Consider the following 12,793-nt stretch of genomic DNA (forward strand, 5'->3'; position numbering starts at 1 on the left):
CGCCGCTCTGTCACAGCGGCGCCTTCCGCGGCTCATCCCGCCGAGTACCGCTGCCACAGGTCCGCGTGCTCGGCGCGGAACCGTGTCACCAGGTCGATACAGATGGGATCTTCAAGGATCTGCACCCCGACGCCCTCCGCGCGGAGCAGGTCGACGGCCCCTGCGAAGTGATGCACCTCACCGACGACGACCGAGCGGATGCCGGTGATCACCGCCGCACCTGCGCACATCGCACACGGGCCCTCGGTGGCCACCAGCACCGCACCCGCCGGCACGGTGCCGTACCGTTCGATGCACTCGCGAATCGCCTCGGTCTCGGCGTGCGCGAGGTGGTCCCCTCGTTGCACCTGCCTATTGCGTCCGCGCGCGATCACCTCGCCGTCGAGGACGATCGCCGCGCCGAACGGCATCCCGCCCTCCTCGACGCCCTCCTCCGCCTCACGGACGGCGGCGGCCAGAGCGGAGGTGGCAGGCTCAGGCTGCATCGGCGCCCGCCTGGTACTTGTCCTTCGACAGCAGCCAGTGGAAGACCAGACCCAGGGCGCAGCCGAAGAACCACGAGAACGGAGCCAGGGCGCCGAACACCGGAACCTGCGCAATGATCGTCGTCAGCCCGCCGGCGAGCACCAGGGCCGCGATCGCCCTGGGGTTGAAGCCGCGCCGGTACCAGTACTTGCCACGGGGATCGGCGGTGTACAGGTGCTCCAGGTCCAGCCGCTGACGGCGGACGAAGAAGTACTCGCAGATCACGATGCCGAAGATCGGCCCGATGAAGGCCGAGAACGTCCCGAGTGTGTACTGCACCATGGTGGGGTTCGCGTACAGGTTCCACGGCATGATCAGCACCGAGACCGTCGACGCCACCAGGCCCGCCCGGCGGAAGGTGAAGATCCTCGGTGCGAGGTTCGCCACGTCCATGGCGCCCGAGACGAAGTTGGCCACGATGTTCGTCGCGATCGTCGCGGTCATGAAGGTGAGTGCGCCGAGCAGCACTGCGGTGGTGTTGTCGATGCGTGCCACGAGTTCCACCGGGTCGGTGATGAGCTCGCCGAACACAGCCAGGCCGCCCGAGGTCGTCACAACGGTCGCCACAGCGAAGAGCATGAAGTTCACCGGCAGGCCCAGGAAGTTGCCCTTGCGCATGGCGTCCGGTGACCTCATGAACCGCGAGAAGTCTGCGAAGTTGAGCGTGGTGCCGGCGAACCACGCGACGGTGAGCGCGACCGCCGTCAGCCACATGCCGAACGCAGCACCACCGGACAGATCCTTCGATCCGAGCGTGAAGCTGATGGCCCCGGGACCGCCTGCTCGCGCGACGATCCAGATCGCCAGGGCGAACATCACCACGTAAATCGCGGGTCCCGCCCAGTCGGTGAAACGGCGGATGGCCTCCCAGCCGTAGAAGAAGACCAGCAGCTGCGCGAGCCACATGAACCCGAAGCAGGCCCAACCGAGAGTGGACAGGCCCAGGATGGAGTTCTCGGCCAGCGGCTTCAGGTCGGGGAAGAACCGCAGGACCACGACGACCAGGGCGGTGGAGGACACCCAGGTCTGGATGCCGTACCAGGCGGTAGCCGTGGTGGCCTTGATCATGCTGGGGATGTTCGCCCCGTACACGCCGAAAGCCGGACGGCAGAGTGCGGCGAAGGCGATGCCGTACTTCTGTCCGCCTCGACCCGCGAGGTTCGTGAAGAAGTAGATCAGCGTGATCCCGACCAGCAAGGCGGTGAACACCTGCCAGCCGGCGAGTCCGAGCGTGAAGAGCCCTGCGGCGAACACGTATCCTGCGACGGAGTGGACGTTCGACATCCACATCGCGAAGAGGTTGTAAACACCCCAAGTGCGCTGCTTGACCGGGCTGATGTCGGGGTTCGAGAGGGTGGGACTGACCTCCAGATACACGGCGCGTTCGCCGGGTATGGGAACTTCCGTCCTTGTTTCTGACATCGCTGCTCGCTTTCCGCTCCCACTACGTCGTGGGAGCGCTCAGGCGCGGTCGTCGGCGACCGCGGCGGTGACGAGCCGAGAGGGTGCTCGGCATTCCGAATGGCGGAACGTATGTTTCGCCATCTGCCGAAAATGGTATACCAGAGTAGCGGCGGAAGGAAGTGGATAAATGGAGAGTCGTGGGCGCAGCTGAGTCTCTGTCTCAGCCCTCCCGCCAACCGTCGTTCTCCAGGTGCGAGCCCGCCTGAGGGCCCATCTGCAGCATCCCGCCGTCGACCGCCCAGCTGGCGCCCGTGACATACGACGACTCGGGGGAGGCGAGGAAGCGGATCACCGCCGCGATCTCCTCCGCCTTGCCCGGACGGCCCAGAGGGATGCCAGGACGGTGCGTGCGATCCGCGTCCTCCGAGTCCATGCCGTTGATAGGGGTGGCGATCTCGCCCGGGGCCACCGCGTTCACCGTGATGCCGTGCTCGCCGAGCTCCTGCGCCATCGTCTCCACCAGGCCGGCGAGACCGTGCTTGGCGGCGACGTACGGTGCGGCGCCCACCCGGGGCTGGTGGGCGTGCACGCTGGTGACGGCGATGATGCGGCCGCCGTGCCCGGAGTGCACCATGCGGCGGGCGGCGGCCTGCATTCCGGCGAACGCGCCGTCCAGGTTCAGGGCGACGATGCTGCGCCATTCCTCGATGCTCCACTCCAGGAACGGGTTGCGCCCGCCGCCGCCGGCGTTGTTCACGAACACGTCCAGTCCGCCCAGTCCGTCGACCATGTCGTCGACCACGGCGGAGACGTCGTCCAGTTCCGTGGCGTCGAACCGGGCGACGACGGCGCGCCGACCGCGGTCGCGCACGGCGGAGGCTGTGCGTTCGGCGCCTTCCTCATCGGAGTGCCAGGTGATGCCGACGTCCATGCCCGCGTCCGCGAGAGCGACGGCGGTCGCGGCGCCGATCCCCGAGTCGGAGCCGGTGACGATGGCGAATCGAGGGGAGAAGTCGTGGTGAGTCATGCCGTGGACCATAGCTCGCGCCGTCCGCGCGGTGACGGGGCCTTTACACCCGGGCGGATCGTGGGCTAACGGTCGCCGGCGCTGCCGGTGTCGATCACCGGGATGGCGGCCAGCAACTCCTTGGTGTACTGCTCGGACGGGTGGCGGAGCACGGCATCCGTCGTTCCGCGTTCGACGACCCGCCCCTCCTTCATCACCGCCACGGCGCCGGCCAAGTGCTGCACGACGCCGATGTCGTGCGAGACCAGGATCAGCGTCAGCCCCTCCTCCCGGCGGAGGCGACCCAGCAGGTCGAGGATCTGCGCGCGCACGGTGACGTCCAGCGCGGAGAGCGGCTCGTCGCCGACCAGCACACGCGGTCGGTGCACGATCGCGCGTGCGAGGGCGATGCGCTGGCGCTGACCGCCGGAGAATTCGTGCGGGTGACGCTCGGCCATCTCCGGCTCCAGGCCGACCTGGGCGAGCACTTCGTGCACCCTGGCGCGGTGGTCGCCCGCGATGTCGAGCGCGCGCAGCGGCTCGGCGATGATGCGGCCGGCACTCATCCGCGGGTCCAGTGAGGCGTACGGATCCTGGAACACCAGACCCGTCTGCCTGCGCAACCAGTGCAGCGATCGGGCGGGCGCCGCGGCGTCCACGAGGTGGTCGTCGACGACCACCCGCCCGGCGGTGGGGCGGTCCAGCCCCAGCAGCAGCCGGACCAGGGTCGACTTGCCCGACCCCGATTCGCCGATGATCCCCAGCGAATCGCCCTCGGCGACGGACAGGTCGGTGGGATGCAGAGCGACGGTATGCCGCTGGCGCTCGAACAGTGTGCGCCGCGGCAAGGCGAACGTGCGGCTGACGCCGTGTGCTTCGATCAGGGTCACGATCCGCCTCCCGGCCGCCACAGGGTGGCGGTGGCGTCGCGCAGCAGCGCCTGCGTCACCGGCGACGACGGCTCGCTGAGCAGTCGTCCCACCTGGGCGGATTCGACCACGCGCCCGTGCTCGAGGACGACGGCGTGCGTGGCGACCTGGGCGAGCACGGCGAGGTCGTGCGTGATGAACACCAGCGACATGCCCTCGTCCTGCACGAGCGACAGCAACAGACGCAGCACCTCCGCCTGGATCGTCACGTCCAAAGCGGTCGTCGGCTCGTCGGCGATCAGCAGGCGCGGCCGGCACGCCAGCGCCATCGCGATGGCCACCCGTTGCCGTTGGCCGCCGGAGAGCTGGTGAGGATACCTGTCGACGATGGTCCCCGGGTCCGGCAGCCGGACCCGCGCCGCCTCCGCGACCGCCCGTGCGCGGGCCTCCCGGCGGCCCAGTCCTTCGTGGATGCGCACCGACTCCGCGATCTGGCGGCCGACGGTGCGGATCGGGTTCAGGGCGGTGCGAGGTTCCTGGAACACCATCCCGATCTCGTCCCCGCGCAGCTCCGCGAGCCGGCGGTCCGGCATCCCGAGCAGTTCGACGCCGTTCCAGCGGATGCTGCCCTCGGCCTCCGCCTCCGGTGGCAGCAGGCCGAGCACGGCGAGCGCGGTGAGCGACTTTCCGGAGCCGGACTCGCCGATGAGACCGAGACGCTGGCCGTCGGCGACGGAGAAACTCACCCCGTCGACGACCCGCCGGCCGCCGATGCGGATGACCAGGTCCTGCACCTCAAGGCTCACGCCACCACCTCCGGCACGTGCGTCTCCGCAGCCCGATGGGAGAGGGTGGGATCGGTCGCCTCTCGCAGGGCGTCGCCCAGCAGGTTGAGCCCCAGCACGGTGATGGTGATCGCCAGGCCGGGCCACACCACGGTCAGCGGGTGCACGCCGATGTATCGCTGCAGGTCGGCGAGCAGCACGCCCCAGGACGCCTCCGACACCGAGGCGCCGAAGCCGAGGTAAGACAGTCCCGCCTCGGCGAGCACCGCGACCGCCATCGACCAGGACAGCTGCACGATGAACACCGGCGCCACGTTCGGCAGCAGGTGCTGCACCAGGTTCTGGCATGCCGTGAGTCCGCTCGCCTTGCCCGCGAGCACGAAGTCGCTGCGCCGCACCCGGCGCAGCTCGGGTCGGGTGACCCGGGCGATGCTGACGCCGAACCCGATCCCGACCGAGAACACCACGACCCACAGGGACCCGCCCCACACCGCGGAGATCATCATCGCGATCATCAGCACCGGAAACGCGATGAGGATGTCGACCAGCACGGCGACCGTCTCGCGCATCCATCGGGCGGTGAGCGAGCCGAGTGCGGCCAGCAGGATGCCGACCAGGGTGGCCACCACCCCCGCGCCCACGGCGACGAACAGCGTCGTGCGGGCTCCGGCCATCAGCAGGCTGAGGATGTCGCGTCCGGTGCCGTCCGTGCCCAGCAGGTGCGGCCAGCCCGGCGGCGCCCACCGACCGCGGATGTCGGCGGACATCGGATCGAACGGCGTCCAGAGCACCGACACGACGGCGCCCAGCAGGATGAGCACCACGGCGGCGGCGCCGAATCGGCCCGTCCCGTTCGACAGCAGTCTGCGCAGCCAGCCCGGCATCACTCCGCCTCCCTCTGGCGCGGGTCGATGGCGTGATGGACGAGGTCGACGACGAACCCGACGACGAGCACGAAGCCGGTCAGCACCAGCAGCTCGCTCTGCACCTTGACGAGGTCCCGCGTGCCGACGTCCGCCACCAGCATCCGCCCGATGCCGGGGAGGGTGAACAGCTGCTCGATCACGACGGAACCGACGATGATGCCCGCCACCTGCAGCCCGAGGACCGTCACGATCGACAGTCCGACGGCGGGGATGCCGTGCCGCACCAGTGCCTGTCGCCTGCTGAGGCCCTTCGCCGCGGCGGTGCGTACGAAGTCCTGCCCCGCCGCCTGCAGCGTGGCGCTGCGCACGAACCGCATGAGCATCGCGCCCTCCACGATGCCGATGGTGAGCGCGGGAAGCAGCAGCGACTCGAACGCCCGCACCGGCGTCGCCCAGCCGGTGCGGGGGAATCCCTGCGCCGGCAGCCACCCCAGCCAGTGCGCGAAGACGACGACGAGCATCATGCCCGCCCAGATCACCGGCACCGCCGCGACGGCCTGGGCGCCGACGCTCAGCGCGGTGCCACCGGCCCGGCCGCGGAGCATCGCCGACAGGATGCCGAACGGCACGGCGATCAGTAGCGCGATCGCGAGCGACATCAGACCCAGGGGCACCGTGACCCGCGACTTCTCGATCAGCTCGGCGCTCACCGAGGCCCCGCTGAGCTGAGAGGTGCCAAGGTCGCCGCGCAGAACGCCGCCGATCCACTCCGCGTACTGGATGAGGAGCGGGCGGTTCAGGCCGAGAGCCTCCCGCAGCGCCTCCACCTGCTCGCGGCTCGCCTGGGTCCCGGCGACGAGCTGCGCGACGTCACCGGGGAAGACGCGAAGGGTCAGGAAGATGAGCACGCTCGACACGAGGAGCCCTGCCAGCAGCAGGACCCCCCGCGTGAGCGCGTAACGGAGCACGGTTCAGTCGGACGCCTTGGTCACGCCCGCGAGATCGATGCGCGAGTTGATCGAGTCCTTCGGGAATCCGGACACTGCGGGCGTGAGCGCCGTCAGCGTCGCTCCGTTGTAGAGCCAGTCGGCGGCGTGGTCCTCCGAGACGATCCGCGCCGCCTCGGCGAGCAGCTCCGCCGACCGCTCGGCGTCGGGCTCGCTGAGCGCCTGCGCGTACAGCTCCTGCACCTCGGCGTTGTCGTATCCGAAGTAGTAGTCCGGGTTCGCGAAGTTGCCGAAGTCGCGGGGCTCGACGTGCAGCACGAAGCTCAGCTCGTAGTCGTGGTTGGTGTAGACGTCCTCGAGCCAGGTCGCGAACTCGACCCGCTCCACCTCGAGCGTCACCCCGACCTTGGCGAAATCGGAGATGAGCACCTGCGCCACGGTCGTGCCGTAGAACGACGGGATCGTCAGCGTGAGGTCGAGCTTCTCGTGTCCGGCATCCGCCAGCAGCTGCTTCGCCTTCTCGGGGTCGTACGGGGCCACTTCGGACAGGTCCTCGTACCCGGGGTCGAGCTCGGGGATCGGGCCGTACAGGGTCTCGCCGGCGCCGACGGCTTCGACGAGCGCCTCATGGTCGATGGCCAGCCGCAGCGCCTCGCGCACCTTCACGTCGTCGAGCGGCGCCTTCGCGTTGTTGAACGCCAGGGTGGCCTTGTCGGTGGTGCGGCCGGTGGTGATGGTGAAGTCGCCGGTCTCCTCCAGCTGCGACACCAGGTTGGGGTCGACCGCCGTGAGGACGTCCAGGGTGCCGTCCAGGGCGGCGTTCACCCCGGCGGTGAAGTCGGGGATGTACTCGAAGACGACCTCGGCGACACCCGCCTTCTCGCCCCAGTACTCCTCGTACCGGGCGAACGTGATCGCGCTGCCCTTGGTCCACCGCTCCAGCGTGAACGGGCCGGTGCCGTTCTCCGCGGTCTTCAGGTCGGTCGTGTCGCCAGACTTGAACACGAGGCCCGCGGGACCGGTCAGCGTGAACAGGAAGTTCTGGTCGGGCTTGGTCAGCGTGATCTGGACGGTCGTCGGGTCCGGCGCTGTGATGGCGGCCACATTGGCGAACTGGGCGTTGCCCTGCAGGCCGGCATCCGTCTTCACTGCCTGGTAGGAGGCGACCACGTCCGCCGACGTCAGCGCCGTTCCGTCGTGGAAGGTGATCCCGTCGTGCAACGTGAATGTGTACGTCAGGCCGTCCCCGGACACTTCATAGGCGCTGGCGAGCCGCTCGGTGATCTTGTTGTCCTCCGTGCGGGTGACCAGGCCCTCATAGATGTTGTCGATGAGGATCTGCTCGAGAGCCGCACCGTTGGTGCGGCGGATGTCGAGGTTCGTGGGCTCCAGGACGAGACCCACCGTGAGCGTGGCGTCCGGGTCGGGCGCGCCGGCCGAGGTCCGCTCCGGCGCAGGGGATCCGGTGCACGCGGTCAGCGCCAGCAGGCCGGCTGCGAGCGCACCGATCGCCGCGAGGTGCGCGCGTCGGCGGGGTGATGCTGTGGTGAACATGGAGGGGGTCGTCCTCTCTGAGGGCTGCGCGGGCGCGTCGGCGTCGTCAGCGGATGGGCCGGGCAAGAGCGTCGGTGAGCAGGGTCGAGATGGCGGCGGGGGCGGTCTCCTGGATGTTGTGCCCGGCATCGACGGCGATGACGGATGCCGTGGGCAGGCGCCGCGTGAACTCGTCCACGTCGGCGTCCTGAAGGAATCCGCGCGCGGCGCGCATCAGGGTGACCGGGACGGTCAGTGACTCGAGCGCGGACCAGGCGGCGATCCCGGCCTCGTCGCCATGCTCAGTGCGGGCGCGCACCGCGTCGAAGGAGTGGCCGAGCAGGTGTGCCAGGTGGTGCTTCCACTCGACGCGCCCGTCCGCGCGCACGCGCGTGTTCAGGAAGACACCGCGTTCCGTCGCCGCACGGTCGCCGCCCAGCCCGAACGCGACGGCACGCTCGACGGCGTCAGCGCGCGCGGCGAAGTCGGTGACCGCGTAGAACTCCCGAAGCACAGCCGGCGCTGCCGCGGGATCGACCCCCGGTGTGATGTCGACCAGCACGAGGCTCTCGACCAGGTGCGGATGCCGGGCGGCGACGATCGCAGCAGTGAGACCGCCGAGGGAGTGACCGACGAGCAGCTGCGGCTGCGAGGTCCACGTCTCCAGCGCCGATGCCACGTCGACGGCGAGAGTTTCGGGGGAGTAGTCCGCGTCCTCGCGCCATGCGGAGTCGCCGTGACCGGGCAGGTCGACGGCCAGGACGGAGCGCCCCAGGAGCAGAGCGACCGCATCCCAGGTGTGCGCGTTCAGGCCCGCGCCGTGCAGCAGCGTGACCGCGGGCTCGTCGGCACCGAAGCGCAGCGCGCTGAGCGAGCGACCGTCGTCGAGGTCGAGTCCCAGGCGCTCGACGGATGACATCGGCACGCCCAACACGTCGGCCTGCTCTCGCAGGCAGCGGAACTCGCCGGTGTCTTCGACCACGGCCATATTCTGCTCTTGCATGCGCGTGAGAGGAAATGAGAGAACATCCTGCTCACTTCGCTCGCTCCTCAATAGACAGAATGCTGAGGCGGCAGGCGTCAGAGGTTCCATCGTGCATTTCCCGGCGCGCGGGCGCGCGGTGCCGAACTGGAATACGCTGGGACGCATGAGTGAGACGCGCGTGCACCTTTCCAAGACCGAGCCTGCCGCATATCAGGCACTGGACGCCTTCTCGAAGACGGTCGGCGAGATCTGTGCGGCCAATGGTATCGACGACCGGCTGAAGGAGCTGGTCATGATCCACTGCTCCCAGCTGAACGGTTGCGCGTACTGCACCCGGGTGCACGTCGACCGCGCGATCGCCGCCGGCATCGACGTCGACACTCTCACCCAGATCCCCACGTGGCGGGAGAGTCATGTCTTCAGCGACCGGGAGCGTGCGGCGCTGGAGCTCGCCGAGGCGTTCACGTTCATCAGCGAGGACGGCATCCCCGACGAGGTTTACGACCACGTGGGCGGCGTCTTCACCGAGAAGGAGTACGCGGCGCTGAGCTGGGTGTGCGTCTCGATCAACGCGTTCAACCGCGTGGTCGTCGCCGGCCGTTACCCGGTGCGGCCGCGCACCGAACGGTGACCATCCTCGACATCCCGGGCGTCGCGAACCTTCGCGACGTCGGCGGGATGCCGGCGGGCCGGAGCCGCATCCGCTCCGGCGTCCTGTTCCGCTCCGGTCAGCTCGCAGGCCTCACCCCCGAGGGGGACGTGCTCCTTCGTGCGCGGGTGCGCCACGTCATCGACCTCCGCGACGACGCCGAAGTGCTGGCCGAGCCGTCGGCCTTCACCGGCATCCCGGTCACCCGCATCCCCCTCTTCCTCGGTTCGGTCGGGTCGTTCTTCGCAGCCGACATGAACCTCGCGGGGATGTACCGGCATCTGGTCGATGACGCCGCGCCGCGGCTCGTCGACGCGATCCGCATCATCGCCCAGGGGCAGCCCACCCTGGTGCACTGCACCGTCGGCAAGGACCGCACCGGGGTCACCGTCGCACTGGCGCTGTCGGCCGTGGGCGCCGACCGCGACGCGGTCGTCGCGGACTACGCGTTGACGGCCTCGCAGCTGCCCGTCGCCCGAACGCAGGCGATCGTCGGCTACCTGCGGACGCACATGCCCGACGCGCGCAACGCCGTCGAACTCGCCACGGCCTCGCCCGCACCGGTGATGGCCGAGCTGCTGGCAGGGATCGACGAGCGTCACGGCTCGGTGGCCGGCTACCTGAAGGAGGCCGGGCTCACCGACGACGAGCTGCGTGCGCTGCGCACCGCGCTCCTTGAGCCCGACCCGGCGTAGGTTAGGCAACCCTTCTCTGGTGTTAGACTGGACGCACCATGAGCACCGTCCAGACCACCGCAGGCGCCCGCGCGACGCGCCGGGCCTCTCGACGTCCGCAGGTGCAGCACCTCATCACCGCGGACGAGCACTCGCTCGCCGAGCTGGAGGCCGCGCTCGCGACACTGCCCTTGTGCGCTGTCGGGCGCGTGTTCATCGAGGTCCCCGACGTCGACGACATCAGTGTCGTCTCGGCTCCGCCGCGGATGACCGTCACCTGGCTGCCCCGTGCGCGCCGCTCCGGTGCACCGGGGAGCGGACGCCGCTGCGCTCCGGGAGAGGCGCTCACCCGGGCGGCGGTCGCCTGGGCTGACGAGATGCTCTGCGCGGAGTCGGAGCTGCGCACCGACATCACGCTGCTGGGCGGCTACCTCGGCACTGCCGACATCGTCGAGCACCTCACCGAGCGTCTCGGCGTCGATGCGGCGTCGATCCACGCGCCCGAGCGCTACGGCCTGCTCACGCGCTGACGCGGCAGGTACCCGCCGTCCTCCAGGCCCGCTTCGATCTCGAAGCGATTGCGCAGCGGATCGCGTCCCGCGAGCAGGTACAGGAACGGCAGCAGGAACCCGTACCGCAGCCACTGCTGCTTGTGCACGGCCTCGTGGCGGAGGATCCGCTCGCTCGGGTGCACGTCGCCGGTGAGATAGCAACCGCCGACGCAGGTGCCGCCGCGGCCGAACGTCCAGGACGGCATGCCGCGGAAGACCCACAAGCCGAGCCGACGCTCGATGGTGCCCGTGCTCCAGATCAGGCCCCAGGTGAAGCCGACCAGAGTGCCCCACCAATAGCCGAGCCTGCTCACCGGCGAACGGAGGAGGAACGCCGGGATGAGGCGGTCCAGGCGGCGGCCTCGCGCCAACGCCCGGTCCGCCGCGGGCCGCCAGTCGCCGCTCACGCCACCGCCCCGATCAGGCGCAGGATCGCGCCGAGGTCGTCCACTGCGGCGTCCGGGCTGCGCGGCGCGAACCCGCAGAACGAGGCGCCCGCCAGCGGCGTCGCCTCGCGTACGCGTCGGATCGCGGCGCCGAGCGCGGCCGGTTCGAGACCGAACGGCGCCGGGGCCGAGACGCCGCCGAACTCGGCGGGGTCGAGGACGTCGAGGTCGATGTGCACCCACACCCGTGAAGCGCCGGTGTCCGCGATCGCCGCGGCGACGGCATCCGGGTCCGCAATGGCGGAAGGCGGGAGTGAGGTGAGGTCGTCGAGCTGCGCCCGCTCCCCGTCGTCGATGCTGCGGGCGCCGACGACGACGACACGTTCGCGGGGGATCGGCGCGGAGAGGGCGAGGCGTTCGTCGCCGTCGCCGAGGAGCGCGCGCAGGGCCATCCCCGCGAACGCACCCGACGCGGAGCTGGCCGGGTCGTGCAGGTCGGGGTGGGCGTCGCACCAGAGCACGGCGAGGTCCGCGGTGTCCAGCGCGGACAGCGCGAAGCTTGCGACGCTGCAATCGCCGCCGATCACCACGGTGCCGTCCTGCCAGGCATCGCGCACCTGATCGCGGACGCGCAGCAGCGAACTCAGCCGGCGGATGCCGCTGCCGAGTGATTCACCGGCTTCGAGCGGCACGTCGAGCACGGTGGTGTCGCCGCGCGGAAGGTCGCCGGCGATGGCTGTGGCGCCGTCGACGAGCAGCATGGCACGGGCGGCGGGGGACCCCTGCCACTGGGGAACGACGAGGAAACGGGTCATGGCGTGCCCGGTGACCGGACGGGGTGGGTGCCGCGGCCGCGGCACCCACCCTTCCTGTCACTCCGACTCGATCGCCGCCTGCGGACGGCCGCCGGCCTTCAGCTCGGCGAGCCGGGCCTCCACCTCGGTCAGTTCGCCGAGGTCCTCGAGGCTCTCGAACTGCGCGTCGATCGACGACGCCGCGATCTCGGCCTTGCCCTGCGCGATCGCCTCCTGACGGCGGATCTTGTCCTCGAACCGGCCCAGTTCGCTGGTGGGGTCGAGCACGTTGATCGTGGAGACGGCGTCCTGCACCTTGGTCTGAGCCTCGGCGACCTTGGCACGGGCGAGCAGCTCGCTGCGCTTGGAGCGCAGCTGCTCGAGCTTCTCCTTCATGCCGTTCAGACCGCTCTTGAGCTTGTCGACGATCTCGGTCTGCGCGGCGATCTGCGGCTCGGCCGAACGCGCCTCGCGTTCGGAGCCGATCTGCCGCTGCAGCGCGATCTTCGCGAGGCTGTCGAACTTGTCGGCGTCCGCCGTGTGGCCGGCGGCGCGCAGCTCGTCGGCCTTGCGGCTCGCGGCGAGCGCCTTGTTGCCCCACTCCTTGGCGGCCTGCACGTCCTCCTCGTGGTCCCGCTCGAGGAGACGCAGGTTGCCGATGGTCTCCGCGATCGCGGACTCCGCGTCGGCGATGCTGTTGGAGTAGTCGCGGACGAGCTGGTCCAGCATCTTCTGGGGGTCCTCGGCCGAGTCGAGGAGGGAGTTGATGTTCGCCCTCAGGAGGGTGGAGATGCGGCCGAAGATGGACTGCTTGGTCAT

At 70.0% G+C, this 12,793-nt stretch carries 15 protein-coding genes; 3 read left to right on the forward strand and 12 right to left on the reverse strand.

Annotated features, from left to right (window positions below; translation table 11 throughout):
• Positions 1-32: 32 nt before the first annotated feature.
• The 9 genes from RIF65_RS08730 to RIF65_RS08770 all read right to left on the reverse strand — a co-directional run bounded on the left by RIF65_RS08730 (position 33) and on the right by RIF65_RS08770 (position 8,923).
• The gene (locus tag RIF65_RS08730; protein WP_309065137.1) at positions 33-485 is read right to left on the reverse strand and encodes a nucleoside deaminase; all 453 of its coding nucleotides are present in this window, start codon (positions 483-485) and stop codon (positions 33-35) included.
• Positions 475-1,902: an NCS1 family nucleobase:cation symporter-1 gene (locus RIF65_RS08735; protein ID WP_309065138.1), complete on the reverse strand. Its 1,428-nt coding sequence runs from the start codon at positions 1,900-1,902 to the stop codon at positions 475-477. Before RIF65_RS08735 ends, RIF65_RS08730 begins: the two co-directional genes overlap by 11 nt.
• A gap of 247 nt (positions 1,903-2,149) precedes the next feature.
• On the reverse strand, positions 2,150-2,956 hold the full coding sequence (locus tag RIF65_RS08740) for an SDR family oxidoreductase (protein ID WP_309065139.1): 807 nt from the start codon (positions 2,954-2,956) through the stop codon (positions 2,150-2,152).
• Positions 2,957-3,021: 65 nt separating this feature from the next.
• Positions 3,022-3,825 (reverse strand): ABC transporter ATP-binding protein, encoded by an 804-nt coding sequence (locus tag RIF65_RS08745; protein WP_309065140.1) that lies wholly within the window; start codon positions 3,823-3,825, stop codon positions 3,022-3,024.
• Positions 3,822-4,610, reverse strand: a complete 789-nt coding sequence (locus tag RIF65_RS08750) for an ABC transporter ATP-binding protein (RefSeq protein ID WP_309065141.1) — start codon at positions 4,608-4,610, stop codon at positions 3,822-3,824. The genes RIF65_RS08745 and RIF65_RS08750 overlap by 4 nt, the downstream gene beginning before the upstream one ends.
• Entirely contained in the window at positions 4,607-5,473 is an 867-nt protein-coding gene (locus RIF65_RS08755; protein WP_309065142.1) for an ABC transporter permease, read from the reverse strand. The genes RIF65_RS08750 and RIF65_RS08755 overlap by 4 nt, the downstream gene beginning before the upstream one ends.
• Positions 5,473-6,423 carry an ABC transporter permease gene (locus tag RIF65_RS08760; RefSeq protein ID WP_309065143.1) on the reverse strand — a complete coding sequence of 317 codons (951 nt, stop codon included), beginning with the start codon at positions 6,421-6,423 and terminating at the stop codon, positions 5,473-5,475. The genes RIF65_RS08755 and RIF65_RS08760 overlap by 1 nt, the downstream gene beginning before the upstream one ends.
• Before the next feature lie 3 nt (positions 6,424-6,426).
• Entirely contained in the window at positions 6,427-7,956 is a 1,530-nt protein-coding gene (locus RIF65_RS08765) for an ABC transporter substrate-binding protein (RefSeq protein ID WP_309065144.1), read from the reverse strand.
• A 46-nt stretch (positions 7,957-8,002) separates the two neighbouring features.
• On the reverse strand, positions 8,003-8,923 hold the full coding sequence (locus tag RIF65_RS08770; protein WP_375142141.1) for an alpha/beta fold hydrolase: 921 nt from the start codon (positions 8,921-8,923) through the stop codon (positions 8,003-8,005).
• Positions 8,924-9,083: 160 nt separating this feature from the next.
• Here RIF65_RS08770 and RIF65_RS08775 point away from each other — a divergent pair, with 160 nt between their 5' ends.
• The 3 genes from RIF65_RS08775 to RIF65_RS08785 are packed head-to-tail and all read left to right on the forward strand — an operon-like array spanning position 9,084 to position 10,773.
• Positions 9,084-9,551: a carboxymuconolactone decarboxylase family protein gene (locus RIF65_RS08775; RefSeq protein ID WP_309065146.1), complete on the forward strand. Its 468-nt coding sequence runs from the start codon at positions 9,084-9,086 to the stop codon at positions 9,549-9,551.
• Positions 9,548-10,264, forward strand: coding sequence for a tyrosine-protein phosphatase (locus tag RIF65_RS08780; RefSeq protein WP_309065147.1), 717 nt, complete (start codon positions 9,548-9,550; stop codon positions 10,262-10,264). Before RIF65_RS08775 ends, RIF65_RS08780 begins: the two co-directional genes overlap by 4 nt.
• 38 nt (positions 10,265-10,302) lie before the next feature.
• Positions 10,303-10,773: an SIP domain-containing protein gene (locus tag RIF65_RS08785; protein ID WP_309065148.1), complete on the forward strand. Its 471-nt coding sequence runs from the start codon at positions 10,303-10,305 to the stop codon at positions 10,771-10,773.
• Here the strand turns inward: RIF65_RS08785 and RIF65_RS08790 are convergent.
• The 3 genes from RIF65_RS08790 to RIF65_RS08800 are packed head-to-tail and all read right to left on the reverse strand — an operon-like array spanning position 10,752 to position 12,793.
• A complete protein-coding gene (locus RIF65_RS08790; protein WP_309065149.1) occupies positions 10,752-11,201 on the reverse strand; it encodes a Fe-S oxidoreductase in 450 nt (149 codons plus the stop codon). The genes RIF65_RS08785 and RIF65_RS08790 overlap by 22 nt on opposite strands.
• Complete coding sequence (locus RIF65_RS08795; protein ID WP_309065150.1) at positions 11,198-11,995, reverse strand: arginase family protein; 798 nt, start codon at positions 11,993-11,995, stop codon at positions 11,198-11,200. Before RIF65_RS08795 ends, RIF65_RS08790 begins: the two co-directional genes overlap by 4 nt.
• A 57-nt stretch (positions 11,996-12,052) precedes the next feature.
• Positions 12,053-12,793: a PspA/IM30 family protein gene (locus RIF65_RS08800; protein ID WP_309065151.1), complete on the reverse strand. Its 741-nt coding sequence runs from the start codon at positions 12,791-12,793 to the stop codon at positions 12,053-12,055.

Origin of the sequence: Microbacterium sp. (genome assembly GCF_031180975.1) — a bacterium.
Lineage (GTDB): Bacteria > Actinomycetota > Actinomycetes > Actinomycetales > Microbacteriaceae > Microbacterium.